This is a genomic window from Novosphingobium guangzhouense, assembly GCF_002896965.1.
Lineage (GTDB): Bacteria > Pseudomonadota > Alphaproteobacteria > Sphingomonadales > Sphingomonadaceae > Novosphingobium > Novosphingobium guangzhouense.
On the sequence record NZ_LYMM01000029.1, the window covers coordinates 29,942 to 55,626 of the forward strand.

The following is a 25,685-nucleotide window of genomic DNA, read 5'->3' on the forward strand; positions in this document are numbered from 1 at the left end:
GTCCTTCCTATGGCCTGCCCTGTTCCCGCAACCGGGGATGGACCACCTGCCCGCCCCGCGTCAGCCGCACGCCGTCCCCGATCTCCGCGTCAAGAACGGGGCCGCCCTGCTCCTTGTCCCAGAAGGCGGAGACGAAGTTGAACAGGTTGCGCGCATAGAGCGCGGATGCATCCGCCGGCAGGTGCGCAGGCGTGTTGGAATAGCCGATGATCCGAACTCCGTGCCGTTCGACAATCCGGTCCGGCACGGTGCCCTCCACATTGCCACCCTGAGGCGCGGCAAGGTCGAAGATGACGCTGCCCGGCTTCATCGAGGCGATCTGCGCATCGGTGACCAGGCGCGGCGCGGCGCGACCGGGAATAAGCGCAGTGGTGATGACGATGTCCTGCTTCGCGATATGCGCAGAAACCAGTTCGGCCTGCGCCTGCCGGTATTCCTCGCTCATCTCGGCGGCATAACCGCCCGATCCCTCTCCCTCGATCCCCGCGACGTTCTCCACGAAGATGGGTTTGGCGCCAAGCGACTGGATCTGTTCCTTCGTGGCGGAGCGCACGTCGGTTGCGGACACTTGCGCGCCCAGCCTGCGCGCGGTGGCAATCGCCTGCAGCCCGGCCACACCCACGCCCATGACGAAGCACCGGGCCGCGCTGACCGTGCCCGCCGCCGTCATCATCATCGGAAAGGCGCGGCCATAGGCGTCGGCGGCTGCCAGCACGGCCTTGTATCCGGCAAGGTTGGACTGGCTGGACAGCACATCCATCGATTGCGCACGGGTGATGCGCGGCATGAATTCCATCGCCAGCGCTTCCAGACCGGCGGCAGCATAGGCATCCACCCGCCCGCGCTGGCCGTAGGGATCAAGCATAGCGACGATCCAGGCACCCCGAGCAACGCCGCCCAGCAGCGCCGGATCAGGCCCCTGCACCGCGAAGACGATATCCGCTCCGCTCAGCACCGCATCGACAGTGCCGACTTGAGCCCCTGCCGCGCGGTAATCCTCATCGGAAATGGTGGCCTGAACCCCGGCCCCGCTTTCCACTGCCACCACGGCACCAAGGGCGGAAAGTTTGCGAACCGTTTCCGGCGTAGCGGCAACCCGCGTTTCCCCGGCCGCGCGCTCAGCGAGGACCGCGATCCGCTGGCGGAGGGTCAACCCCGCGCCCCGGTCAGGACGCGATCAGCCCGACGACCAGAGCCGTTATGGCGATGATGACCACTGTGCCCCAGGTCGCGGCCTTGATGAAGCCGTTGTACGTTTCGGTCGCGGCCTTGATGTCGTTGCCCGAAGCCATAGTCTCTTTACCCCAAAACTGTTTGCTTTGCAGGGACACTAACCGCGCCGCGCGCGCCGCTCAAGAGCGAACAAGGTCCATCGCGGCGTCACTAACCGATCCTGAACTCCCGCTTCCGCGCGTTCCAAGCGCAGGCTTAATCGCCTCTTTACCGATTGCCCCTAAGTCTTTGCTTTGCGAAAGACGAAGAGGCGATAAAAAGCGGCAATACCATGGCGGACCTTGACCAGCGCCTCCTCATGCTCATCGACGATGAGCCGGCCCAGAGCCGCCTGATTTCCGCCCTTGCCGCGCGCGAAGGTTGGCGCACCCTGATCGTGCGCGATGCCGAAACCGCGATCGCCACGCTGGGGACGCGGCAGGGCATGCAGCTTTCCGCCATCATCCTTGACCAGTGGGTGCCCGGAGACGACGCCTGCGCCCTGATTTCCGAGCTGAAAGCCCGGCGTCCGGCACTGCCGATCCTGATGCTGACGGCCAGCACATCGCCGCTTCTTGCCGTGGAGGCGATGCGGGCGGGTGCCACCGATTACCTCGTCAAGCCGGTCGCCCCCGATCGGCTGATGCATGCGCTGCGCTCTGCAACCGCCCGCGAGGCCGCCCGCGACGAGCTTGCCCCGCTGACCGAGAAGATGCCGTCCAACCCCGATTTCGAATCGATGATCGGCGCGGCCCCGAACTTTCGCAAGGCGCTTGCCGTGGCGGCCAAGGCAGCGCGCGGGCACGGCCCCGTGCTGATCGAAGGCGAAAGCGGGGCCGGCAAGGAAATGCTGATCCGCGCAATGCATGCGGCCAGCCCCCGCGCGCGATTGCCGCTGCGGATCATCAACATCGGCGGCGTGCCTGCCAACTCCATCGAATCTGTGCTGTTCGGGCATGAAAAGGGCGCCTTCCCCGGCGCCTTCGATCGCCAGGTCGGCGCGCTGCAGCACTGCGACGGTGCCACGCTTGCCCTGGACGAGATCGACCGCCTGCCCGAATCGGTGCAGGATCGGCTGCTTGAAGCGGTAAAGAAGGGTGACTGCCGCCCGATCGGCGCGCGCCATTCGTTCCGGGTGGACGTTCGGCTGATCGCGGCAAGCAACCTTCCGCTGGCGGATCTGGCCGATCAGGGCCACTTCATGCCCGAACTGCTGACGGCGCTGTCGCCCACCAAGGTGCTTCTGCCACCCCTGCGCGAGCGGACGGGCGATATTCCCGCCCTCACCCGCTTCTTCCTTGCCCGTATCGGCGAACAGCCGGGCTTGCGCGAACTCGGCATCACCGATGGCGCGCTTTCGCTTCTGGCCGCCTACGACTGGCCGGGCAACGTGCGCCAGTTGCAGGCGGTGCTGTTCCGCGCCGCGGTATTCTGCGACGGTGACGCCCTTACCTCGGAAGATTTTCCACAGCTTCTCAACATACTGGGCACAGGTCCATCCACAGCCCCGCAGGTGCCTGAAAGCGCAGGCGTGATGCTTTACACGGAGGACGGCCACCTGCGACCACTCGAAGAGATCGAGGCCGACGTGATCCGCCTTGCCATTGGTCTTTATCGCGGCCGCATGACCGAAGTAGCGCGCCGGTTGGGTATCGGGCGGTCCACGCTATACCGCAAGCTGTCGGAACTGGGCATCGACAACGCGGCGTGATCGCGCAAATCGCAATCGTATCACACTGATTTGCAAGACAACCCTTACCAGTCTCACACGTTCGTGCGGGATCTGAAGGAGCTTTCTTGCAATGAATGAACTGAACGAAAAGGTAGCGATCGTAACCGGCGCCGCCTCAGGGATCGGCGCGGCCATCGCGCGTGATCTGTCTGCTCTTGGCGCCAGTGTCGTCGTCGCCGACTTTGACGAGGATGGTGCCAGGGCGCTCAGCGACGAACTGGGCGATAGCAGCGCCGCTTTCCGCATCGACGTGGCCGATGCCGCCGCCAACGAAGCGCTCGTCGCTTTCACCTGCGAGCGTTTCGGCAAGCTGGACCTTGCGGTCAACAATGCCGGCATTGGCGGAGCGCCGCACAAGCTTGCCGACGTGCCGCTGGAGGACTGGCGCCGCGTGCTCGACGTCGATCTCAACAGCGTGTTCTACGCGATGAAATACCAGATTCCCGCGATGATCGCGAACGGCGGCGGCGCCATCGTCAACATGGCATCCATCCTTGGCGCGGTCGGCTGGTCCACGTCCGCTGCCTATGTGACTTCGAAGCACGCGCTGCTTGGCATGACCAAGGTTGCGGCGCTCGATTATGCCGACGCCGGCATTCGTGTGAACGCGGTGGGGCCGGGCTTCGTCGACACTCCTGCGGTACGCAACGGCATGGATCCGGACGTGGTGGCGCAACTGGCTTCCAAGCATGCCCTCAATCGCCTTGCCCGGCCTGAAGAGATCGCGGCCGTCACCAGCTTCCTCCTGTCGGACCGCGCCTCCTTCGTGACCGGCGCTTATTATCCGGTAGACGGCGGCTATCTGGCAGTCTGACAGGCATATAAAAGGGGCCGGACGCAAGCGCCCGGCCCTCTTTCTCGGCTGAATGATCCGATCAGAGCCCTTCGATCATCACCGAAGGAATGCGATAGCCACGCTTGGCCATGGCCTTGGTGTAATTGCCCCGTTCGTGGAGCAGTTCGCTGCCATATTCCGACCAGGCATCGCGCTGATCCTCGATGTCGCTGGCCTTGCGAAGATCGGTGGCGAGTTCCTTCTGCGTCTCGTTCACGTTGGCGCGATAATTGAACCAGTGCTTGCCCTCGATACCGCCGATCGGCGTCTGGATGATCCGGTTCTCCTCTACGCGGGCGACCCGCTCTTCGTACATCGCCGGCACGACAGCCATGGCACTGACGGGAACGATGGCGAGCGCCACGGCAGCGGCGCGAATGATGGTGGTCTGCTTCATGGGTGAATCCCCTTTGTCGCTTTCCAGTGCGAAGCGGAATTGCCTCGCTCTCGATGGGACAAACGGTCACAAATGGGATTTTCGTCAGCCAAAGGGATGAATTGAGCCTTCAACGGGACGTTTTGCAGTGCGGCATCCGGTTGTGATGACAGGGGCACACAACGGGCTGCCCTCGTTAATCCGGCAGAAATCCACCGTTCATTCGGCGTCCAGATTTGTAACGCTCAATCAGGCAGCTGCGAGAAGTCCGTCAGCGCCGCATCGCGCAATCCCCGCCATACCCGCACGGCCTGTACCGTCTCCGGCACGTCATGGACGCGCAGAATGTGCGCGCCGGCATCCATCGCCTTTACGGCCAGTGCCACCGACCCGCCAAGCCGCTGATGGGCGGGCGCCTCGTTGGAAAGCGCCCCGATCATGCGCTTGCGGCTGACGCCCACCAGCAGCGGATGCCCCAGCGCATGGAACAGCGGCAGTGCATTGAACAGGGTCAGGTTCTGCATCAGCGTCAGCCCGAAACCGAAGCCGGGATCGATGATGATCCGCTCCGCCGCGATGCCGGCGGCCACGCACGCGTCGCGGCGTGCCTCCAGCCAGTCGAACACATCAAGCACGACATCGGCGAAGTCCGCGCCCGAATGCAGGTCGTCAGCCTTGCCAGGCGCATGCATCAGCACCACCGGGGCGCCTGAAGCTGCTGCAATTTCCAGACTGCGCGGATCGTAGCGCAGCGCGGAGACGTCATTGATGATGTGCGCGCCGGCAGCCAGCGTGGCGTCCATCACGCCGGGACGGCGCGTGTCCACGCTGATCGCCGCGCCCATCGCGGCAAGGCGCTCCACCATGGGGACCACGCGCCTGATCTCGTCCCCCTCCCAGACCGCCGCCGCGCCGGGACGAGTGGACTCCCCGCCGATGTCGATGATCGCCGCGCCCGCTTCAAGCATGGCCGCAGCATGGGCTGACGCCACCGCGGCGTCGTCCATGAACTTGCCGCCATCGGAAAAGCTGTCGGGCGTGATGTTGAGAATGCCCATGACCTGCGGCTGCTCAAGCCGCAGGGTGCGGGCGCCGCACTGGATCGGTGCATGGATCTTGCGCAGGCCCGTCCACTGCGCCTCTGCCGCCGCGCCAAGATCGACGGGCAGCGCCGCAAGCGCGGCGGGCATTTGCGCTGCCGAAACCCTCTCACGCGAAAGGACGCGCCCGTTCTCGCGCACGATGATGGCGAAGCGGCTTGCCCAGACCATCGCCCCGCCAAGGCGGATGGCCTCGCCCTCCTCGCTCTGCGGGCTGTCGGCCAGGGCGATCGGGCGGATATAGAGCTTGCGGGTCATCAGCGCGCCTTAGCGCGCGATCAGGTCAAGGAGAATGCCTGAATAAGAAGCGCCCCGGAAAGTCATCCGGGGCGCTGCCGAATATCATGGCTCCGTCGCAAGGAGATAGAGCTGGCGGATGGCATCGATCGGCTTGATCTGGCCTTCGTGCTCCAGATGCCAGTACGTCCAGCCGTTGCACGAGGGGGCGCCTTGCAGATCCTTGCCGACGCCATGGATCGAACCATTGACCTCGCCCGCAACAAGCGAACCATCTGCACGCACGGTGGCGACATGGCGGCGCTTCTTGTCGAACAGCTGCGTGCCGGGCTCGATCCAGCCGGTCTCGATCAGCGTGCCGAACGCCACCTTGGGCGCGGTGCGCTTGGACTGCATGGTCTTGAGCGCAGACTCGTCCAGCGGCAGCGCCATTTCGATGCGCTCCATCGCGGCTTCGCGGTAGTCGCTCTCACGCTCGCAGCCGATCCATTCGCGGCCAAGGCGCTTGGCGACCGCACCAGTGGTGCCGGTGCCGAAGAACGGGTCGAGCACGACGTCGCCCTTGTTGGTCGTCGCCAGCATCACGCGGTAGAGCAGCGCTTCGGGCTTCTGGGTCGGGTGGACCTTGCGGCCGCCTTTCTTCAGGCGCTCGGCGCCGTTGCAGATCGGCAGAACCCAGTCCGAACGCATCTGCAGTTCGTCATTGAGCGTCTTCATCGCGCGGTAGTTGAAGGTGTACTTCGACTTCTCGCCCATGCTGGCCCAGATCAGCGTTTCGTGTGCGTTGGTGAAGCGGGTGCCCTTGAAATTGGGCATCGGATTTGCCTTGCGCCACACGATATCGTTGAGGATCCAGAACCCCATGTCCTGCATGATCGCGCCGAGGCGGAAGATGTTGTGATACGAACCGATCACCCACAGCGAACCTTCAGGCTTGAGCACGCGGCGCGCTTCGGTCAGCCAGTCACGGGTGAACTGGTCGTAAGTGGCGAAGCTGGAGAACTTGTCCCAGTCATTCGTCACGGCATCCACGTGGCTGCCGTCGGGGCGGGCAAGGTCGCCGCCAAGCTGCAGGTTGTACGGCGGATCTGCGAAGACCATGTCGACGGAAGCGTCGGGAATAGAGCGCATCGCCTCGATGCAATCGCCCGTCAGGATGCGGCCGAGCGGAAGCAGCTCCTTCGGGGTGGGCGCAGGCGCCTTTGCCCGAATGCGTTCCTTGACCAAGATCTGACCCATGACTGCTCCGCTGAGATAAACTGTGGATATGGACCCTAAGTGATTCATCCGGGACTCTGCGTCAAGCCGCGACTCGTGGTGAATCCTTGTGATTCACGTGTTCAGCGCAGGGGAACAAAACGAATCCGGCACCACATCTTGAGTCACCGCGAATCACCATGACTCAAGATGTGGTGGCTGCAGCCACTGCGACTCGTGGATAACTTTTTGTCACGCGCCGGAAATGGCGATGCAGTTTTATGCAACACCCATCCGATACGTTGCATTTGCAGCAATCACATCAAGCGCCCAAATGACCCTCGATGCTGCAGCGCAGCAAGCACATACTCCCTTACAAGGTCGCCACGATGTTTTCGCTTATCTCGCTCTATTTCTCGTACCGCCGCGATGTGCTCCTTGCTGAGCGCTATGTCGCCGGCCTGGCCGAGAAGCCCGTTGCCGCTGATGCAGCGCTGGCCCCCAAGGCCGAAGCGCCCAAGTCCGAAGGCCTGGCGCTGGCCGCCTAAAGCAGCGTAAGCTGCGCCACCGGCGCGAAGCTGCGGCGGTGGTGGGGGGTGGGTCCATGCTCTCGCAATGCAGCAAGGTGCTGCGGCGTGCCGTAACCGGCATTGCGATCCCACCCATAATGCGGATGCGCCAGCGCCAGTTCGCGCATCAGGCGATCGCGATGTTCCTTCGCGATGATCGAAGCCGCCGAGATACACGGCTCGATCGCATCCCCGCCCACGATGGCGCGGGCATTCCAGCACCATTCCTCGCGGCGGCCACGGGGCGTCATGTTGCCGTCGACAAGCACTTCTGCCGGTTCCTCGCCTATCGCGTCGCATAACGCCGCGACCGCGCGGGTCATCGCCAGCATCGTTGCGCCAAAGATGTTGAGGCGGTCGATTTCCTCCACCTCGACCACGCCGACAGCCCACCGGCAACGCCGCTTGATGGTTGCCTCCAGTTCGGCGCGACGGGCGGCGGAAAGCTTCTTGGAATCGTCCAGACCGGATGGACGCGGCTTGCACAGCACGACCGCCCCTGCAACAACAGGGCCTGCAAGCGGGCCACGACCGGCCTCGTCGACACCGATCACGTAACGTTTCGTTGCCGCAGGCGCGTTCAGGGAACTCGTGAATGGTGCAAGCATTGGGCTCGGCATGTTCGCAAGACGTCTCCTTATCGCCCTATCGCCGCTGGCGATGACGCTCGCAAGCTGCGGCAATGCCGCCACCGGGGAAAAGGCGGCCTCCACCGAAACGGGAACGCCTTTCAAGGTGGAAACGCTTGCCCAGTTCGACGAACCCTGGGCCATGGCGTTCGACGAAGGCACCGGAACACTTGTGGTCACGGAAAAGAAGGGCACGATCCGGCTGCGCACGCCCGATGGGCGCATCGGCGAAGTCAGCGGCGTACCCAAGGTCGACTATGGCGGCCAAGGCGGTCTTGGCGACTTCATCTTCGCGCCGGGACAAACCAGCAAGACCTTCGACAAGCGCGTGGTCTATCTCAGCTGGGCCGAAGCCGGATCGGGCGATACGCGCGGCGCGGCGGTCGGCAAGGCGGACCTCGTGTGCAGCGCGGTCACTGAATGCGCACTGCAGAACCTCAAGGTCATCTGGCGCCAGACCCCCAAAGTCTCAGGGCGCGGCCACTATTCGCACCGGCTGCGGTTCTCGCCGGACGGCAAGTACCTTTTCATCGCATCGGGGGAACGGCAGAAGTTCACCCCTGCACAGGATCTCGGCGCCAATCTCGGCAAAGTGGTGCGGCTGCTGCCGGACGGCACCCCTGCCCCCGGCAATCCCTTTGCCGACAAGCCGGCGCCAACCAACCAGATCTGGTCTTACGGGCACCGCAATATCCTGGGCCTCGCCTTCGACGAACAGGGGCGCTTGTGGGATCTCGAACACGGCCCCGCCGGAGGAGACGAACTGAACCTCGTGAAAGCCGGCGCCAACTATGGCTGGCCGCTGGTTTCGGACGGCGATCATTACGACGGTCGTCCGATCCCGCGCAATTCGACCCGTCCTGATCTCGCCCAGCCTGCGATCAGCTGGAACCCGGTGATCGCGCCCGGCGACTTCATCTTCTACACCGGCGATCTGTTCCCCGCATGGAAGAACCAGGCGATCATCACCGGGCTTGTCGCCACCGGGCTTGTGCGCGTCTCCATCGATGGGGAGAAAGCGAAGGAAGAAGCACGCTATCCGCTGGACAACCGCATTCGCGAAATACGGCAAGGTCCGGATGGCGCGATCTGGCTGCTCGAAGACGGCGAAGGCAGCGACAGCGGCCACCTGCTCCGACTGACTCCGGCGGGCTGACGCAAGTTCACGCGGGCTGGCGCAGCGCGAATTGAATCGACAAAACGCTGTGCCCCTCCTATCGCGCGCGCGCCATGACCCAGACCCAGTCCGAAGCCGCCACCATCATTCCGCTCGACAATGTCGACCCCGCGCTCGTCGAGGAACTGCTCGACGCCGCGTTTGAGCCTGAACGCCACAAGCGCACCGCTTACAAGGTGCGCGAAGGTACGGACTGGCTTCCCGCGCTCAGCTTCGCCGCGCTCGATGCCAGCGAAATGCTGGTGGGCACGATCCAGTGCTGGCCGGTTGCGCTCAACACGCCCGAAGGCCGCCCCTTCCCGATGATCATGGTCGGCCCGGTTGCCGTGATGCCCGGCCATCAAGGCATGGGCTATGGTCAGGCGCTGATGTCCACCAGCATGGCCAGCATCGATGACCGTGCGCCACTGCCGCAGGTCATGATCGGCGATCCCGAATATTACGGGCGGTTCTGGGGGTTTTCCAACGAAGGCACCGAAGGCTGGGATCTGCCCGGACCGTTCGAACGCCGCCGTCTGCTAGTACGCTGCGCCAACATCGCCGTGCTGCCCGAACGCGGCATGTTGGGACCGTGGCTGCGCTAAGCGCCCTCGCGCGTTACTGACCACACTGGACCTTGGCGCGCGAAGCCCTATCTGGCATCGCGAAACGATGCCTTATGAACCGCCCCCCGAACTTGCCGCGCTCAGCCTGGACGAAGTGGCCGGGCTGGTCGCCGCGCGCAAGCTGCCGCCGGTCGATCAGTGGTCGCCCGCAAAGACCGGCCACAGCGAGATGCGCATCGCCGCCGACGGCCGCTGGTTCCACCAGGAAGGCGAAATCCGCCGTCCGGCAATGGTCCGCGCCTTCGCATCGCTGCTGACCTGCGATCCTGATGGCCAGCACTGGCTGGTCACACCTACGCAGAAGCTCGCCATCGCGGTCGAGGATGCCGCGTTCATCGCCATCGACGTCAAGCAGGAGGGGGACGCGCTCATCTTCCGCCTCAACACCGACGATCTCGTCATCGCCGGGCCCGACCACCCGATCGTGGCCGCAGGTGATCCCGAAACGCCCGCTCTCTACGTCGCCGTCCGCCACGGCACCCGCGCGCGCCTCAATCGCAGCACTTACGCACAGCTGGTGGAGATAGCGCTGACCGGGATGCTGCCGGAAGGGGAAGCCCCGGCAGCGACCAGCAAGGGCGCACGCTTCTCGTTAGTCCCTGCATGAGCGCGTTGTTCGATCAGGTATCGCGTCAGTTGGAGGCCGGTCACGCCGCCGCGCCGCCGCGCCTGTGGAGCGATCCCCGGATCCAGGACATCGCGCAGTTCACACCGGCTGCGGTGCTTATCGCCATTACAGAGCGTGAACGTCCCGGCATCCTGCTCCTTCATCGCCCCTCGAACATGCGTGCGCATCCCGGCCAGATTGCATTCCCCGGCGGCCGGATCGACCCCGGCGAAAATGCCGTCGAGGCCGCGCTTCGCGAAGCCAACGAGGAGCTTGGCATCGACGCCGGCGACGTGCGCGTGATTGGCACCAGCGACATCTATCGCACCGGCAGCGGCTATGAGATCACCCCGGTCGTAGGTATCATCCCGCCCGACCTGCCGATCTACCCCAACCCTGCCGAAGTCGCACAATGGTTCGAGGCGCCGGTCGACTTCGTGCTCGACCCCGCCAATCAGGCCACCCGCAACGTCGAGTTCGAAGGCCGCCGCCACAGCTTCATCGAGATCATCTGGAACGACAGCCGCCAGGACCATGTCATCTGGGGCGTTACCGGAGCGATCCTCCATAACCTTGCCGGTCGCCTGAACTGGCTCGAAAGACCATCCGATGCCTGAGAATTCTGCCGCACTGCTGAACGCCCCGTGGATGCACCGCGAAGACCTTGCGGCACTTGTCACCGCGCTTGGCGAGGGCAACGCCCGCTATGTCGGCGGGGCGGTGCGTGACACGCTGCTGGGCCTGCCGGTCAAGGATATTGATATGGCAACCGTGCTTCGCCCTGACGCGGTGATCGAACGGCTGAATGCTGCAGGAATCCGCAACGTTCCCACGGGCATCGAACATGGCACCGTCACCGCTGTTCTCTCCATGGGCCCTGTAGAGATCACGACCCTGCGTCATGACGTCTCCACCGATGGTCGCCGTGCCACCGTGGCCTTCGCCGAAGACTGGCGCGAGGACGCAGCGCGGCGCGATTTCACGATCAACGCGCTTTATGCCGATCCGCTGACCGGATACGTCCACGACTGGTTTGGCGGCATGGCTGATCTTGCCGCCCGCCGCGTGCGCTTCATCGGCGATGCCCGCCAGCGCATCCGCGAAGATCACCTGCGCATCCTGCGCTACTTCCGTTTTCAGGCGCGCTTCGGCTCCACGCCTGCAGATGAAGAGGCGGAAAGCGCCTGTTCGGAACTGGCCGCCACGCTCAAGGGCCTTTCGCGCGAGCGGGTCGGCATGGAGACGATGAACCTGCTTGGCCTTGCCGATCCCGCGCCGACCGTTCAGCGGATGCGCGAACTCGGCGTGCTTGAGGTCATCCTGCCCGAAGCCGACCCCGCTGCGCTGGCAGCACTGGTCGCTGCCGAACAGGCGCAGGGCATAGCGCCGGATGCAATCCGCAGGCTGGCGGCCTTGCTTCCCGCGCAACCAGCGCTGGCAGAGCAGGTTGCAGCGCGTTTTCGCCTGTCAGCTGCACAGAAGAAGCGCCTCGCTCTGGCTGCCGCGCGCGACGGTGCGACAGGAGATGCCCGCGCGCTTGCCTATCGTCTTGGTCGTGATGCGGCGCTGGACCGGCTGCTGATTAGCGGAGCGGACGTGTCCTCGATCGTAGACTGGCAGCCGCCGGCGATGCCACTGAAAGGCGGGCAGATCGTGGCGCGCGGGGTCGGTGCCGGACCTGACGTGGCCCGCATCCTGCGCCGCGTCGAGGACCGCTGGATTGCAGAGGGCTTCCCCGAAGGCAGCCGCATCGATGCCCTGCTTGACGAGATCCTTGCGGAACCACGGGCGTGAACCTTGCCGACCTGACCGGCTTCCTGATCGCGCAGCCGCTGCTGTCGCTGACGATCGCCGCAATCCTGCTTGCGGTCGCCGCCGGAATGGTCACTGCGGGACATCCACGGCTTGGGCAGGTCATGCGCAATTGCGCGTACCTTGGGCTGGTCGCCGCGCTGCTGCTGACGGTGGCGGAACTGGCCGGGCACAACGGCCGATCCGAGGCTGCGCTCTGGCTCGATGCCACCCGACCTGCCGAGATCGTCGGCCGGGAAACCATCGTCGCCATGCGCGCAGACGGACATTTCTGGGTTGAGGCACAACTGAACGGCACGCCCGTCGAATTCCTGATCGATACAGGCGCCACTTATACCGGCGTGTCGCAGCGAGTGGCTCAGCGGGTCGGCATCCAGCCTGATCCCGATGATCGCGGCATGATCCTCGAAACGGCCAACGGCTCCATTGTCGCGCGGAGGGGCACGGCGGATGTTCTTCGCTTCGGCGGCATTGAGGCAAACGCGCTGACAGTCGCCATCGGCCCCGACACCGAAGTCGACACCAATGTCATCGGCATGAACCTGCTGTCGCAACTCGCCGCCTGGCGTGTCGAAGGCAATCGGCTGATCCTGACGCCGAAGCAGAAATGATAGTCAGCCGCCCGAAAGCCATCGTGTGATAGACGTGCCCACCATGGACTTTACCGAAATCCTGCGCTTTCTTGCCGGCCAGCCGCTGCTGGCACTTGCCGCTGCGGGCATCGTTGCGAGCGTCGTCGGCGGCATGTTGCGGCGCCCGTTGCCACTACTCGGCGGTCTTTTGCGCGGGGTTGGCAACCTGGGCCTGCTTGCCGCGATGCTGCTGACGATCGCGCAGGTAACCCGCCTGACTACGGGTGCAGATTTCGCCCTGCCCCAGCTTGGCATCGAACGCCAGAGCGTGGCGGGCGGGGAAACGCGCGTGCCGATGCAGCCCGACGGGCACTTCTGGATCAGCGCGTCCGTCAACGGCGTGAAGCGGGATTTCCTTGTCGATACCGGCGCCACGCTCACCGCGATTTCGCCTGCGACCGCTCAGGAAGCGGGGCTCAAGGCCAATCCGCTCAATCGTTCGGTGCTGATGCGCACCGCTAACGGCACGGTCGAGGCGCAACTGGCGGTGATCGATGAATTGCGCATGGGCAATGTCGTGGCGCGCGAGATCGACGCCGTTGTTGCGCCGGGCCTTGGCGATGCGAACGTCATCGGCATGAACCTGCTGTCACGCCTCGCCAGTTGGCGGGTGGAGGGCAAGACGCTGATACTCGTGCCCCATCACCCGCAGGATGTGCCGGGCTGACATTCGCGTGCCTGCCCCGGCAGCATCAAGCTACCCTTGGAACTTGTTATCCCGCGGGAATCCGTTGGGCGGCAAACGTCCCGCCGCCCCGCGTGCAACCTTCCACAAGGCCATGTCCTTTTCGGTCCGCGTGCGCCCGCTTTCGCCGCCCATCGTCCACGACAGGCCATCCTCCAGCTTCAGCGTAGTCACGTCGGCCATGCCGCCATCGCGATAACGCTGAAGCGTAACGCCCTGCCCCTTGGCCATGACCGGAAGTTCTTCAAGACTGAAGATCACCAGCTTGCGATTGTCACCGACCACCGCGACATGATCATGCTCGGCCGGAATTTCGCGCACGACGGTCAAGGTCACGCCGGGCTTGGTGGACATGACCGCGCGCCCCTTTCGGGTTTCGGCCAACAGTTCGTCCATCTCCGCCGCAAAGCCGCGACCGATATTCGAAGCCAGCAGCAGCTGCCCCTTCGCCCTGTATGGAATGGCCGCTACGATGTGCGCTTCGGCGTCGATATCCACCATCGTGCGGATCGGCTCACCAAAGCCTCGCGCGCCCGGCAGCTTGTCTGCGCCAAGCGTGTAGAAACGGCCGTTATCAAGTGCAATCAGCAGCTTGTCGGTCGTCTGTGCATGGAAAGCGAAGGCAGGGCCATCGCCTTCCTTGAACTTGAAATCACCGTCGAGGGCGACATGGCCCTTTGCCGCCCTGATCCAGCCACGAGCCGAGAGGACCACCGTGACCGGCTCCTTCTCGATCATCGCGTCCATGCTGAATTCGACCGTTTTCGTCGCCTGCGCGATCGTGGTGCGGCGGCGGCCCAGCGCCGTCTCTTCGGCGTAGTCCTTGCGCAGGGTTGCAAGGTCGCGCTTGATGCGGGTGCGCTGGCGGGCCGGGCTTTCGAGCAGCTTGTTAAGCTCGTCCTGCTCTTTCAGCAGGTCTTCGTGCTCCTTGCGAAGCTCCATCTCTTCCAGCTTGCGCAAGCTGCGCAGGCGCATGTTGAGGATGGCTTCGGCCTGACGGTCGGTCAGTTCGAATTCAGCCATCATCACCGGCTTGGGCTCGTCCTCGGTCCGGATGATCTCGATGATCCGGTCAAGGTTGAGGTACGCGATGATATAGCCTGCAACCAGTTCAAGGCGCGACGCGATCTTTTCCAGCCGGTGCCGGGTGCGGCGCAGCAGGATATCGATCTGGCTGTAGATCCATTCCGACAGCAGCAGCTTGAGCCCCAGCACCCCCGGCGTGCGGTGGGAATCCAGGACGTTGAGGTTCAGGCTGAACCGGCTTTCCAGCTCGGTCAGTTTATAGAGGCTTTCCTTCAGCAGCTCCGGATCGACGTTGCGGCTTTTGGGAACGAGGACGATGCGGATTTCCTCATCGCTTTCGTCGCGCACGTCTTCGAGGATCGGCAGTTTGCGATCACCGATCAGGGCTGCGATCTGCTCGATCAGCTTGCCCTTGGCCAGCATGTAGGGAATTTCACTGACGACAAGCTGCCACTGACCGGAACCCAGCTTTTCGATGCCGGTGTCTTCCCAGCCACCATCCGTATTGCGCCCGGTAGAGAAGCGGCCGCGCACGCGGAAAGCGCCCTTGCCGGTTTCGTATGCGTGGCTGATCGCTTCCGGGCTGTCGACCACCAGGCCGCCGGTTGCGAAGTCCGGCCCCTTGAACACTTCCATCAACTGGGCATGCTCGGCATGGGGATTATCGATCAGCAGCAGCGTCGCATCGATGATCTCGGCGACGTTGTGGCTGGGGATCGATGTTGCCATGCCTACTGCGATGCCGGTGGCGCCGTTCGCCAGCAGGTTCGGGAACAGGCCGGGGAAGATGTCCGGCTCGCTCTCTTCGCCGTTATATGTCGGGATGAAGTCGACAGTGCCTTCGTCCAGCCCGGCCATGAGCTGCATCGCGGTCTTGGTAAGGCGAGCCTCGGTATAACGATAGGCTGCCGCGTTATCGCCGTCGATGTTGCCGAAGTTGCCCTGCCCCTGCACCAGCGGATAGCGCAGCGAGAAATCCTGCGCGAGACGGACCATCGCATCATAGACCGAAGCGTCGCCATGCGGGTGATATTTACCGATGACGTCGCCCACCACGCGGGCAGACTTCTTGTAGGCGCTGGCAGGGTCCAGCTTGAGCTGCCGCATCGCCCAGAGCAGGCGGCGGTGGACGGGCTTCAAACCGTCCCGCAGATCAGGCAGCGAGCGCGCGGTAATAGTCGACAGCGCGTAGACGAGATAGCGTTCAGACAACGCCGCATCGAAGGGCGCGTCGACGATGGCGTCGAAGGGATCGGATTCGTCGTCTGTCGTGGTCACCATGGTGGCTGGACCCTAGCAGCGCCACGCTCCTTGCCAAAGCCGATTTCGGCCGTTTTCCAGAACTTGGACCTGGGATAGCTTCGAATGCGAATCGCGGGACTTTCAAGGGGATGATGATGCGCCGTTCGCTGCTGGTATCGATGCTGCTGACCGTCGCCGTTTCCGGCTGCGGCAGCGAACCTGCCGCCGAGCAACGGGCGACGACGGTGGACATCGCCGAGGAAAAGCCTCCACAGGCTGCTGGCGAGGGTAAGAAGTCCGATGCGATCTCGGTCAGCGCACAGAATGCCCCGCGCATCGCCTATGTCTATGAATACGGCTATCGCCTGCCTGCCGACCGCATCGCCGATGTGCAGCGCAAACAGGCCGACATGTGCGAGCGGCTGGGACCGACGCAGTGCCAGATCCTCGACATGAAGCAGGGCAGTGCCGAAGGTAATTACGCTTCCGGATCGCTCTCCCTGGCAGTCGCGGCACCGCGCGCACGCGCCTTTGGCGTGGAACTGGGCCGGGTTGCAGGAAGTGCCGGCGGCTCACAGGTATCGGGCGGCATTTCGGGCGAGGATTTGTCCAAGCAGATGGTCGATACTGAAGCACGGCTGCGCGCAAGGACCGTGCTACGCGATCGGCTGATGGAAGTGCTGGCCACCCGCAAGGGAACGGTCGCGGAACTCGTCGAAGCAGAACGCGGCGTGGCACAAGTGAACGAGGAAATCGACCAGGCGCGTAGCTGGCTGGCGGAAATGCAGAATCGCGTGAACTTCAGCCGCGTGAACCTGACGTATCGGGCCGGGTCGCCTGCCAGCGGCGGCTTCCTTGCACCGATCCGGGGCGCTCTTGGCAGCGTAAGCACGGTGCTGGGCACGATCGTGGCAATCTTGATCATGCTGGGCGCGGTAGCCATCCCGCTGGGCGCTATCGGTCTGGCTGTTCGCTGGGCCATGCTGCGCCTGCGCCCACCGGCATAAGCCGGGCGGATCAGCCGATCTGCATGTCCCTGACCACGCCGGGAATGCGCACCGCGATGCCGTCCAGCGCATCGGTCAGTTCGATCTGGCAGGACAGGCGGCTGGTGCGCGTGACCCCGGCGGCAAGATCGAGCATATCTTCCTCATCATCCGATGCAGGGATCAGCTTGTCGAACCAGTCGGGCGAGATGATCACGTGGCAGGTGGAGCAGGCCATCTGCCCTTCGCACGTTCCTTCCAGCGGCATCCCGGCATTCTGAGCCACTTCCAGCAGCCGCGATCCCGGTTCGGCCTGTGCCGAAACCCGCGACCCGTCGATGTTCACAAACAGTACGTCAACCAAGTCATACTCCCTGCGCCGCCGCAGCGGCTTCTATTCTGGCGCAGGCATCCTCAACTTCCCGTAAGCTACTATATCGCCCGAATCCCAGACGGATAGAGCTTTTGGCTTCCCTATCCGAAAGTCCCAGCGCGCGCAGCACATGACTGGGCCTGCCCGAACCGCTGGCGCAGGCAGAGCCCGCCGAAAAGGCAATGTCGCGAAGGTCCGACATAAGCCGCGCCACGTCCAGCCCGGCAAGGCGCAGATTGAGATTGCCGTGCCAGCGATCGGTCGCAGGCCCGTTGAGCGTCCAGCGGTTCAGGACAGCACGCGCGGCATGCCAAAGCGCCGCGCAGTGTTCCGCATCCTGCGTCATGCGCGCGCCGGAGACTGCAGCGGCAGCACCGAACCCCGCGCACAGCATCGGGCTGAGCGTCCCCGATCGAAGCCCCTGCTCCTGTCCGCCCCCGCGCATCAGCGGCACAAGGTCCAGCCCGTCGCGCACCCAGAGCGCACCTATTCCTTTCGGGCCGTGAAGTTTGTGCGCGCTGATCGCGATCATGTCTGCATTCGCGGGGGGCGCGATCTTTCCGGCACCCTGCACGGCGTCACACAAAAACAGCGCTCCGGCGGCGTGCGCGCAGTCGGCAAGCCGTTCGACCGGCTGGACCGCGCCGATCTCGTTGTTCACCTGCATCACAGCGACAAGCCCGGTGCCTGCCGGAATGACCGGATCGGTGACGATGCCATCCGCATCGACCGGCAGGACCGTCATCCCCGGATCGATGCTGCGCGCGGTATCCAGCACCGCTGCATGTTCGATCGCCGACACCGCCAGACGGCGCATTCCGCTGCCAAGGATCGCAAGGTTGATCGCCTCCGTCGCCCCCGAAGTAAAGATCACCTGTCCACCCTGCGGCAGCAAAGCAGCGACCTGTTCACGCGCCACTTCGATGGCAGCAGCAGCAGCGCGGCCGGGGCGATGCGGACTATGGGGATTGGCGAAGCCGCCCGCGCCGCGCTGCCACTCCGGCCCGGCCAGCCAGGGCAGCATGGCCTCGCGCGCTTCGGGTGCCAGCGGCGTGGTTGCCTGATAGTCGAGATAAATCACGCATTCACCTCTGCCCAGGCATCGGCAAAGCCGTCCAGTTCAGCAGGCGTGGTATTCCACCCCAGCGAAACACGGACCGTGCGCTTCGCCGTTTCGGGATCGATGCCAAAGCCCTGCAGCACCCGGCTCTGCTTGAGTGTGCCGGAGGAACAGGCGCTCCCCGCAGAGATCGCAAAGCCCTTGGCATCCATCCGGATAAGCATCGCCGTAGCGGAAATCTTCGGCGCGGCGACGGCAAAGATGTGCGAGCACTGCACGCCGGGCTGGATCACTTCGCCATGTAGCTGAAGGCGGTTCCTGAAATCGAACCGCTGTTCCGCGCTGGTCGCCCAGCTTTCAATGCCGCCCGCCTCCAAAGCCGCGGCGAAGCCCAGCGCGCCCGGCAGGTTCTCGGTTCCCGCACGATAGCCGCGCTCCTGCCCGCCGGTCGGCTCAATCATCGCGAAGTCGCGCACCAGCAGCGCGCCGACGCCGATCGGACCGCCCAGCTTGTGCGCAGAAAGCACAAGCATGTCCGCATCGGGCAAGGCAACCTTTCCGGCAGACTGCGAACAATCGGCAAGGAACAGCCCGCCGCTCTCACGCACCTGCTCGGCCAGCAGATTGCGCGCAAAGGGCAAAAGCACGGTGCCCGCTTCCGAGTTGATCGACTGAACCGCCACCACGGCGCGCCCGCCTTCGGAAAGTGCGGCGCCAAGCGCCTCTGCATCCACCTCGCCATCGCGCATCGGGATGACGTTTGCGTCGGGGGCGGCGCGGAACACCGCGTCATGCTCCACCGCAGAGACAAACCGCTGCTCCGCCTTGGCCCGGCCAAGGCCCAGCGCCAGAGCCTCGCTCGCGCCCGAAGTGAAGATAACTTCGCCCTGCCAGCCCAGCGCTGCCTTTACCCGCGCCCGTGCATCCTCAAGCGCAGCGCGAGCGGCGCGACCCGGTGCATGAGGGCTGGACGGATTGGCCCAGATTGCCGCGCCATCAAGCCATGCTTCGCGTGCAGAGGGCAGCATCGGCGTGGTCGCTGCGTGGTCGAGATAGATGTTCTGAAGGGCCATTGCCTGCGAGGTTGCTTGTGAAGTTGTTTTCGGGACGAATATTTCTATATAGCCAACCTTCCTCTTTTCCACTCCCGCGAAGGATCGCTGCACAGGCGACTCGCGGGAGTTTCAACAGGTCAGGCCGCAAACACCCATGCCCGCAGTCATCTTCCCCGGTCCCGAAGGTCGTCTCGAAGGTCGTTTCCAGCCCGCAACGCGCCCGCGCGCGCCGGTGGCGATGATCCTCCACCCGCACCCGCAGGCGGGCGGCACGATGAACGACCGCATCACCCAGCACCTCTACAAGACATTCGTGGCGCGCGGCTTTGCCACCCTGCGCTTCAACTTCCGCGGCGTCGGCCGCAGCCAGGGCAGCTTCGACAATGGCATTGGCGAACTGTCCGACGCGGCTGCCGCGCTTGACTGGGTGCAGTCGATCCACCCCGAAGCTTCGACCACCTGGATTGCAGGCTATTCCTTCGGTGCGCTGATCGGCATGCAGCTGCTGATGCGTCGCCCGGAAATCCGCGGCTTCATCTCGGTGGCCCCGCCCGCGAACATGTACGACTTCTCGTTCCTCGCGCCCTGCCCCGCTTCCGGGATCATCATTCAGGGCACCGGCGACACGGTGGTTACGCCCAACGCCGTGCAGAAGCTGGTAGACAAGCTGCGCACGCAGAAGCACATCACCATCCACCACGACGAGATCCCGCGCGCCAACCACTTCTTCGAGCACGAAACGCCCGAACTGATGCGCTCGGTCGACAATTATCTCGACATGCGCCTCGCGCCGGATTGTCCGATCAAGTAATCCGTCAGGGCAAGGATATTCATCGCAGGCGTCGGAGCATCACTCCGGCGCCTGTTCCTTTTTCGCCTCGCTCGATAAAGACCGGCCTTCGCGATTGGGCAGGGTCCAGATGACGATGTTGACGATCATCACCCCGGCCAGAACCAGCATAAGCGCCGCCTGCTTGCGATAACCGCCCCGGCGAAGCAGCGCGATCGCCCCCAGTACAAGGGCCACGACGGTCAGTACGAGCAGGGAAAGCGCGATATCCATGCCCTTTCCCTAACCCAGTCGAGGCGCATTTGACACCCGTGAGCGCCAGCGCCATCGTCCGGCGATGAACCAATCCCCCCGCTCATACTCCCGCCGAAGCGCCATGCACCTGCTCGCCGCCGGCACCGCCGCCGCTACCCTGCCCGCACGTGCATTGGCGACGTCGCCGGCAAGGCCGGACCCGGCAGCCCTGCTTGACACCATCGCGTGGAGCCTGCTCGAACACGTACCCGAAAGCGCTACCGGTCTGGGCGTCGATATCGGCGAGCATGCAGGGCTGCGTTCCCGCATGGAGGACCGTTCGGCAGCCGGGCGCGAAGCCTATGCCGCCACTCTGAGAAAGGGGCTTGCGCAAGTGCAGGCGCTGGGCACGGCCGGGCTCGACCATTCCACCCGCACCAGCCTGGCCGTGGTAAAGAGCGCCTTTGCCACCGCGCTCGAAGGGTTCGCCCTGCCCTACGGCGATGTCGCGGTGGGTGGCTGGCGCAATACGCCTTACGTGGTCATCCAGAATGTCGGCGCCTACCTCGATGCGCCCCGCTTCCTCGATGCCGACCATCCCGTGAAGACCGCTGCTGATGCCGACGCGTGGATCGCGCGCCTTTCGCAGTTCGACGCCCAGCTTGACGGAGAGCGCGAACGCATCGTCGATGCCACCGCGAAGGGCCTTGTCGCGCCCGACTTCCTGCTTGACCGGGCCATCGCGCAGATGACCAGCACCATCGCTGACGCGCAGAACGACGGCGGCAGCCTCGCCGCGTCTATCGCCGGGCGTACCGGGCAGATGCGCGGCACATGGGCCGTCGATGCCCGCCGCATTATCGCTGCCGAAGTTGTCCCTGCACTGCAGCGTCAGCTTGCCGAACTTCAGCGTCAGCGCGGTCTTGCCAAAAGCGATCCGGGCATGCGCGAAAGGCCGCATGGTGCCGAGTATTACGCCTGGGCCTTGCGTGCCAGCACCACCACCCGCGTTCCGCCCGAAGAAGTCCACCAGCGTGGACTCCAGGAACTTGCCGACCTGCACGCGCGCATGGACCCGATCCTCAAGTCTCTTGGCTACACAAGCGGCACTGTAGGTGCGAGGATGACCGCTCTGGGCGAGGACAAGCGCTTCATGTTCGCGCCGGGCGATCCGGGCCGCGCGGAAATCCTTGGCTTCATCCAGCAGCGTGTCGACTGGATTCGCGCACAGATGCCGCGCGCCTTCCGCGAACTCGTACCCGGTAATGTCGAGGTCCGCCGCCTGCCGCTTTCCGAAGAACCCGGCGCGCCGACCGCCTACGGCGGCGCAGGCTCGAAGGATGGCAGCGTTCCGGGCAAGATGTGGATCAACTTGCGCAGCACCGACCTTCACCGCAAGTACGATCTGCCGACGCTGGTTCATCACGAAGCCATCCCCGGCCACGTCTGGCAGGGTGAATATGGCAACAGGCTGCCGCTGATCCGCTCGATCCTGGCGTTCAACGCCTATTCCGAAGGCTGGGCCCTTTATGGCGAACAACTGGCCGACGAGCTGGGCGCTTACGATGACGATCCGGTCGGACGGCTGGGATACCTGCAGTCACTCGCTTTCCGCGCCTGCCGCATGGTCGTCGATACCGGCCTTCACGCCAAGGGCTGGACGCGTGAACAGGCGGTGCGCTTCTTCATGGAAAAGAACGGCAACAAGCGCGACGAAGTCGTCAACGAAGTGGACCGCTACTGCTCATGGCCGGGGCAGGCATGCGGTTACAAGATGGGGCATTCGCAGATCGTGGCGCAGCGAAAGCGCGCGCAGGATGCGCTGGGCTCTGCCTACGACCTTCGCGATTACGACCAGACGATCGTCGACGGCGGCAACGTCCCGCTCGACGTGCTGGCACAGAACGTCAGCGAATACATCGCCATGAAGAAGTGCTGAGGCACGGCGTCCTCCCGGAGATTATCCGGGAGGACAATCCGTTCAGGACTTGCCGAAAAGCCCCTTCGCCATGCCGGTCAGATCGTCCATGACGCTGCCGTCACCGTCCTTGTCGAAGAAGCTGGCCACCTTGCCCGGATCGGCGGCGATGGCACTGGCGAACTGGGTCAACGAACCTTCGCCACCGATCTGCGCGATCATCTGCTGGATGGTGCCCACATCAAGACCGCTGCGCTCCGCCGCAAGCTGGGCCGTATCGCCATCCTGCTGATGCGCGATGCCAAGCGCAGCTATCGCTTTTTCCGCCACTTCGGGAGCAAGCCCCAGTTTGGTCGCAAGATTGGCCACATCCGCATGCTCACTGACCTGACCGAGAATACCGTCGAAAAGTCCCATGTGCGTCACTCCAAATAATGGACCTTGCGAATATGGGGCCATGCGGTGACGAACGAAAGTCCTGAAATCATCGCGGTTCGTCGCTGGCTGATGCGCGCCCATTCGCCTTTTCGCGGGAACAAGGTGCAAGCCGTGCAATTGACGAAAAGCCAGGCGCAGCGTAGCGCACTTCGTCACACTTGCGTATGGTTTGGGGGCAACCGGACCTGCAAGGTGTTTTTCTACGCTGTGGGCGCGAGAGCCCGACAAGGACTAACGCATGAGCCTGACGGCCGCCGCTGTCGCGGTGATGATAAGTACGGTCGCCCCCGAAGCCGGTGTTCCGGCAATGACCGGCACTGCGCCCCTCTCCCAACCTGCCGGAGACGCAGTCGCCGATGCACAGGCGGCGCCCGAAAACGCTACCGTTCCGGATGCAGGGCCTGCTCCCGCTACGACTGAAGCGCCGCCAGTTCCTGCTGATGCGCCTCAGGCCGATGAAGCGGCGGCGGACGGCAATGAAATCATCGTCATGCCGCGCAAGCCGCCCCCACCGGGCGATCCGCTTGAACGCATAAACGAGAAATCGTTCGAGACGGTGCAGGCCGTCGACAAGGCGGTGCTGGAACCGGTCGCAAAGGTCTACAACAAGGGCCTGCCGCGTCCGGTGCGGCAGGGTCTGCGCAACTTCTTTTCAAACCTGACTGAACCTGTGGTGTTCGTCGCCTATCTGCTGGAACTCAAACCCGGCAAGGCGGCTGAAACGGTGGGGCGTTTTGCCATCAACAGCACCATCGGCGCGGCGGGCCTTGTCGATGTGGCGAAGCGCAAGCCCTTCAACCTGCCGTATCGACCCAATGGCCTTGCCAATGTGCTGGGCTATTACGGTGTGGGGCCCGGCCCCTACTTCTACCTCCCGATCATCGGTCCGACGACACTACGCGACATCATCGGCGATACAGTCGACAAGGCGCTGCTGCCCGCAGTGGTCGGATCGCCCTTCAACAAGCCGGCAGTGGTCATCCCCTCGACCATCCTCAGCCAGTTGGGCGAGCGCGCTGCGTTTGATGAGGAAATCCGCCGCATCCGGGAAGAGGACAATCCCTACGCGGCCTATCGCGAGCTCTACCTGCAGCAACGCAAGGCAGAGATCGAGGCGCTGCACGGCCGCGTGACGCCCGGCGTCGTGCCAGTTTACGGCCCTGGCATGAAGACGGCGGGCGGGAAGGCAAAGGCTGTGGAAGAGCCGGCACCCGAAGCGCCCACGGCGGTTGCCCCTGCGCAAGAAAGCGTCGTCGCGCCTGAAGTATCTGCTCCGTCAACGCCTTCGGGCACGGACGCCACGCCCGAAGGCACGGCACCAGTTGTTCCTCCGGTTGTGGCAGAGCCCGCACACCCCTGATCCGATGCGGCGATCACGCCCAAAAAAGGCCCCGAAACTGCGGTTCCGGGGCCTTTTTTTCATGCTATCAGCGCAAAAGCGCCTCAGGCCGCGACGGGCGCTGCCTTGCGCACACCCTCATCGACGTGCTCTTCGAACTGTTCGAAGTTGTCGATGAACTGCTTCACCAGCGTCTGCGCCGTCCTGTCGTATTCGGCTCCATCTGCCCATGCACCGCGCGGGTCGAGCAGCCGGGTATCGACACCGGGCACTTCCACGGGAACCTCGAAACCGAAGTTCGGATCCTCGCGGAAGTCGGCATCGTTCAGGCTGCCGTCGAGCGCGGCATTGAGCAGCGCACGGGTGGCCTTGATCGGCATGCGCTTGATGCCCTCCATGGTCGCCTTGCCGCCCGACCAGCCGGTGTTCACCAGCCAGCATTTCACCCCGCCCTTGGCGATGCGCTCTTTCAGCAAGTTACCGTAGACGGAGGGGTGGCGCGGCATGAACGGTGCGCCGAAGCAGGTGGAGAACGTCGCCTCCGGCTCGGTCACGCCGATCTCGGTGCCGGCGACGCGCGCGGTGTAGCCCGAAAGGAAGTGGTACATCGCCTGATCCGGGGTCAGCCGCGCGATCGGCGGCAGCACGCCATACGCGTCGGCCGTCAGGAAGATCAGGTTCTTCGGCACCGGCCCAAGGTTCTTTTCCGAACAGTTCGGAATGAAGTCGATCGGGTAGGAACCGCGGCTGTTTTCCGCCAGCGAGTTGTCGTCGAGATCGATCTTTCGGGTCACGGGATCGATCACGACGTTTTCCAGCACCGTGCCGAAACGGCGGGTGGTGGCGTAGATTTCCGGCTCTGCTTCTTCGGACAGGCGGATCATCTTGGCGTAGCAGCCACCTTCGAAGTTGAACACGGCGGTGTCCGACCAGCCATGTTCGTCATCGCCGATCAGCGTACGCGATGCGTCGGCCGACAGCGTGGTCTTGCCCGTGCCCGAAAGGCCGAAGAATACCGCCGTATCGCCTTCCGGACCGATGTTGGCCGAACAGTGCATCGGCATGACACCCTTCACCGGCAGCAGGTAGTTGAGGATGCCGAAAACCGACTTCTTCATCTCTCCGGCATAGGCAGTCCCACCGATCAGGATCAGCTTTTCGGTAAAGTTGACCGCGATCACCGTTTCGCTGCGCGAACCGTGGCGCGCAGGGTCGGCGCGGAAGCTGGGCAGATCGATGATGGTGTATTCCGGCGCGAAGCCCTCCAGCTCCGTTTCGGTCGGTCGCACCAGCAGGGTGCGGATGAACAGGTTATGCCAGGCGAATTCGTTGATCACCCGCACGTTGACGCGGTGCTCAGGCTGCGAGCCGCCGAACAGGTCGGCCACGTAGAGCGTATCCTTTCCGGCAACTGCGGCAAGGAAATCCTCCTTCAGCGCGGCGAAATGTTCCGGCGTCATCGGCACGTTGGTCTTGCCCCACCACACGGTGCTTTCCGTCTCGGCGTCCTTGACGATGAACTTGTCCTTGGCCGAGCGTCCGGTGTGCTTGCCGGTGGCGACGACGAAAGGACCGTCTGCCGAAAGCACGCCCTCCCCGTTCTTCACCGCATGCTCGACCAGAGGAGCCGTGCCGAGGTTGGCGAAGACCTGGGCCTTCGTTTCAATGCCCTGTTTCGAGAGCGGATAGCTAAGGGTGGTCAATGTCATCTCCTCCAAAAGATGGCGCCGTTACGGGTATTCCCGCTGACGCTAAGGCGATTCCTGCGCAAGAATCGTGCCGCTGTTCAAGCAACGGTCTCTTTTCCGTCAAATTGACG

The 25,685-nt window shown here is 64.1% G+C and carries 27 protein-coding genes; 14 read left to right on the forward strand and 13 right to left on the reverse strand.

What is annotated here, in order from left to right:
• Positions 1 to 7: 7 nt before the first annotated feature.
• Entirely contained in the window at positions 8 to 1,153 is a 1,146-nt protein-coding gene (locus A8V01_RS09370) for an NAD(P) transhydrogenase subunit alpha (protein ID WP_103095586.1), read from the reverse strand.
• Positions 1,154 to 1,166: 13 nt separating this feature from the next.
• Complete coding sequence (locus A8V01_RS09375) at positions 1,167 to 1,292, reverse strand: aa3-type cytochrome c oxidase subunit IV (RefSeq protein ID WP_103095587.1); 126 nt, start codon at positions 1,290 to 1,292, stop codon at positions 1,167 to 1,169.
• A 212-nt stretch (positions 1,293 to 1,504) separates the two neighbouring features.
• On the opposite strand from A8V01_RS09375, the gene A8V01_RS09380 reads away from it, so the two are divergent.
• Together A8V01_RS09380 and A8V01_RS09385 are read left to right on the forward strand one after the other, a co-directional pair.
• A complete protein-coding gene (locus A8V01_RS09380) occupies positions 1,505 to 2,923 on the forward strand; it encodes a sigma-54-dependent transcriptional regulator (RefSeq protein ID WP_103095588.1) in 1,419 nt (472 codons plus the stop codon).
• A 91-nt stretch (positions 2,924 to 3,014) separates the two neighbouring features.
• Positions 3,015 to 3,758 carry an SDR family NAD(P)-dependent oxidoreductase gene (locus A8V01_RS09385; RefSeq protein ID WP_103095589.1) on the forward strand — a complete coding sequence of 248 codons (744 nt, stop codon included), beginning with the start codon at positions 3,015 to 3,017 and terminating at the stop codon, positions 3,756 to 3,758.
• Between the two features lie 61 nt (positions 3,759 to 3,819).
• Here A8V01_RS09385 and A8V01_RS09390 read toward each other — a convergent pair whose 3' ends face one another.
• The 3 genes from A8V01_RS09390 to A8V01_RS09400 form a co-directional block, all read right to left on the reverse strand.
• Positions 3,820 to 4,176 (reverse strand): hypothetical protein, encoded by a 357-nt coding sequence (locus A8V01_RS09390; RefSeq protein ID WP_103095590.1) that lies wholly within the window; start codon positions 4,174 to 4,176, stop codon positions 3,820 to 3,822.
• 224 nt (positions 4,177 to 4,400) lie between these two features.
• Positions 4,401 to 5,513 (reverse strand): dihydropteroate synthase, encoded by a 1,113-nt coding sequence (gene folP / locus A8V01_RS09395; RefSeq protein WP_103095591.1) that lies wholly within the window; start codon positions 5,511 to 5,513, stop codon positions 4,401 to 4,403.
• An 84-nt stretch (positions 5,514 to 5,597) separates the two neighbouring features.
• Positions 5,598 to 6,731 (reverse strand): site-specific DNA-methyltransferase, encoded by a 1,134-nt coding sequence (locus tag A8V01_RS09400; RefSeq protein WP_103095592.1) that lies wholly within the window; start codon positions 6,729 to 6,731, stop codon positions 5,598 to 5,600.
• Positions 6,732 to 7,033: 302 nt separating this feature from the next.
• Between A8V01_RS09400 and A8V01_RS09405 the strand changes: the two genes are divergently transcribed.
• Positions 7,034 to 7,237: a hypothetical protein gene (locus A8V01_RS09405; RefSeq protein WP_103095593.1), complete on the forward strand. Its 204-nt coding sequence runs from the start codon at positions 7,034 to 7,036 to the stop codon at positions 7,235 to 7,237.
• Here the strand turns inward: A8V01_RS09405 and A8V01_RS09410 are convergent.
• Positions 7,234 to 7,866 carry a ribonuclease HII gene (locus tag A8V01_RS09410; protein ID WP_103095594.1) on the reverse strand — a complete coding sequence of 211 codons (633 nt, stop codon included), beginning with the start codon at positions 7,864 to 7,866 and terminating at the stop codon, positions 7,234 to 7,236. The genes A8V01_RS09405 and A8V01_RS09410 overlap by 4 nt on opposite strands.
• 10 nt (positions 7,867 to 7,876) lie before the next feature.
• On the opposite strand from A8V01_RS09410, the gene A8V01_RS09415 reads away from it, so the two are divergent.
• The 7 genes from A8V01_RS09415 (at position 7,877) to A8V01_RS09445 (ending at position 13,387) form a co-directional block, all read left to right on the forward strand.
• Complete coding sequence (locus tag A8V01_RS09415; protein WP_103095595.1) at positions 7,877 to 9,043, forward strand: PQQ-dependent sugar dehydrogenase; 1,167 nt, start codon at positions 7,877 to 7,879, stop codon at positions 9,041 to 9,043.
• 74 nt (positions 9,044 to 9,117) lie between these two features.
• The gene (locus A8V01_RS09420; protein WP_103095596.1) at positions 9,118 to 9,648 is read left to right on the forward strand and encodes a GNAT family N-acetyltransferase; all 531 of its coding nucleotides are present in this window, start codon (positions 9,118 to 9,120) and stop codon (positions 9,646 to 9,648) included.
• 67 nt (positions 9,649 to 9,715) lie between these two features.
• A complete protein-coding gene (locus tag A8V01_RS09425; protein ID WP_103095597.1) occupies positions 9,716 to 10,276 on the forward strand; it encodes a DUF1285 domain-containing protein in 561 nt (186 codons plus the stop codon).
• Positions 10,273 to 10,893 (forward strand): CoA pyrophosphatase, encoded by a 621-nt coding sequence (locus tag A8V01_RS09430; protein WP_103095598.1) that lies wholly within the window; start codon positions 10,273 to 10,275, stop codon positions 10,891 to 10,893. The genes A8V01_RS09425 and A8V01_RS09430 overlap by 4 nt, the downstream gene beginning before the upstream one ends.
• Positions 10,886 to 12,070, forward strand: a complete 1,185-nt coding sequence (locus A8V01_RS09435) for a CCA tRNA nucleotidyltransferase (RefSeq protein WP_103095599.1) — start codon at positions 10,886 to 10,888, stop codon at positions 12,068 to 12,070. The genes A8V01_RS09430 and A8V01_RS09435 overlap by 8 nt, the downstream gene beginning before the upstream one ends.
• Positions 12,067 to 12,699, forward strand: a complete 633-nt coding sequence (locus A8V01_RS09440) for a retropepsin-like aspartic protease family protein (RefSeq protein WP_103095600.1) — start codon at positions 12,067 to 12,069, stop codon at positions 12,697 to 12,699. The genes A8V01_RS09435 and A8V01_RS09440 overlap by 4 nt, the downstream gene beginning before the upstream one ends.
• A gap of 43 nt (positions 12,700 to 12,742) precedes the next feature.
• Positions 12,743 to 13,387, forward strand: coding sequence for a retropepsin-like aspartic protease family protein (locus A8V01_RS09445; RefSeq protein WP_103095601.1), 645 nt, complete (start codon positions 12,743 to 12,745; stop codon positions 13,385 to 13,387).
• Positions 13,388 to 13,417: 30 nt separating this feature from the next.
• Here the strand turns inward: A8V01_RS09445 and parC are convergent, their stop codons facing one another.
• The gene (gene parC / locus A8V01_RS09450) at positions 13,418 to 15,712 is read right to left on the reverse strand and encodes a DNA topoisomerase IV subunit A (protein ID WP_103095602.1); all 2,295 of its coding nucleotides are present in this window, start codon (positions 15,710 to 15,712) and stop codon (positions 13,418 to 13,420) included.
• 110 nt (positions 15,713 to 15,822) lie between these two features.
• Between parC and A8V01_RS09455 the strand changes: the two genes are divergently transcribed.
• Positions 15,823 to 16,680 carry a DUF4349 domain-containing protein gene (locus A8V01_RS09455; protein WP_103095603.1) on the forward strand — a complete coding sequence of 286 codons (858 nt, stop codon included), beginning with the start codon at positions 15,823 to 15,825 and terminating at the stop codon, positions 16,678 to 16,680.
• A 10-nt stretch (positions 16,681 to 16,690) separates the two neighbouring features.
• Here the strand turns inward: A8V01_RS09455 and A8V01_RS09460 are convergent, their stop codons facing one another.
• Genes A8V01_RS09460 through A8V01_RS09470 form a run of 3 tightly spaced genes read right to left on the reverse strand, consistent with a single transcriptional unit; the run spans position 16,691 to position 19,165 of the window.
• Positions 16,691 to 17,023: a 2Fe-2S iron-sulfur cluster-binding protein gene (locus tag A8V01_RS09460; protein ID WP_103095604.1), complete on the reverse strand. Its 333-nt coding sequence runs from the start codon at positions 17,021 to 17,023 to the stop codon at positions 16,691 to 16,693.
• A gap of 1 nt (position 17,024) precedes the next feature.
• Complete coding sequence (locus tag A8V01_RS09465; protein ID WP_103095605.1) at positions 17,025 to 18,113, reverse strand: cysteine desulfurase family protein; 1,089 nt, start codon at positions 18,111 to 18,113, stop codon at positions 17,025 to 17,027.
• Positions 18,110 to 19,165, reverse strand: a complete 1,056-nt coding sequence (locus tag A8V01_RS09470; RefSeq protein ID WP_103095606.1) for a cysteine desulfurase family protein — start codon at positions 19,163 to 19,165, stop codon at positions 18,110 to 18,112. Before A8V01_RS09470 ends, A8V01_RS09465 begins: the two co-directional genes overlap by 4 nt.
• Before the next feature lie 136 nt (positions 19,166 to 19,301).
• Here A8V01_RS09470 and A8V01_RS09475 point away from each other — a divergent pair, with 136 nt between their 5' ends.
• Entirely contained in the window at positions 19,302 to 19,958 is a 657-nt protein-coding gene (locus A8V01_RS09475) for an alpha/beta hydrolase (protein ID WP_103095607.1), read from the forward strand.
• A gap of 39 nt (positions 19,959 to 19,997) precedes the next feature.
• Here A8V01_RS09475 and A8V01_RS09480 read toward each other — a convergent pair whose 3' ends face one another.
• Positions 19,998 to 20,210: a hypothetical protein gene (locus A8V01_RS09480; protein WP_103095608.1), complete on the reverse strand. Its 213-nt coding sequence runs from the start codon at positions 20,208 to 20,210 to the stop codon at positions 19,998 to 20,000.
• Positions 20,211 to 20,313: 103 nt separating this feature from the next.
• Here A8V01_RS09480 and A8V01_RS09485 point away from each other — a divergent pair, with 103 nt between their 5' ends.
• Positions 20,314 to 22,110 carry a DUF885 domain-containing protein gene (locus tag A8V01_RS09485; protein ID WP_425437301.1) on the forward strand — a complete coding sequence of 599 codons (1,797 nt, stop codon included), beginning with the start codon at positions 20,314 to 20,316 and terminating at the stop codon, positions 22,108 to 22,110.
• Positions 22,111 to 22,152: 42 nt separating this feature from the next.
• On the opposite strand, the gene A8V01_RS09490 is transcribed toward A8V01_RS09485, so the two are convergent.
• Complete coding sequence (locus A8V01_RS09490) at positions 22,153 to 22,506, reverse strand: hypothetical protein (RefSeq protein ID WP_103095610.1); 354 nt, start codon at positions 22,504 to 22,506, stop codon at positions 22,153 to 22,155.
• Positions 22,507 to 22,765: 259 nt separating this feature from the next.
• Here A8V01_RS09490 and A8V01_RS09495 point away from each other — a divergent pair, with 259 nt between their 5' ends.
• Positions 22,766 to 23,887 (forward strand): MlaA family lipoprotein, encoded by a 1,122-nt coding sequence (locus A8V01_RS09495; protein ID WP_103095611.1) that lies wholly within the window; start codon positions 22,766 to 22,768, stop codon positions 23,885 to 23,887.
• 83 nt (positions 23,888 to 23,970) lie between these two features.
• On the opposite strand, the gene A8V01_RS09500 is transcribed toward A8V01_RS09495, so the two are convergent.
• Positions 23,971 to 25,575, reverse strand: a complete 1,605-nt coding sequence (locus tag A8V01_RS09500; RefSeq protein ID WP_103095612.1) for a phosphoenolpyruvate carboxykinase — start codon at positions 25,573 to 25,575, stop codon at positions 23,971 to 23,973.
• Positions 25,576 to 25,685: the final 110 nt, after the last annotated feature.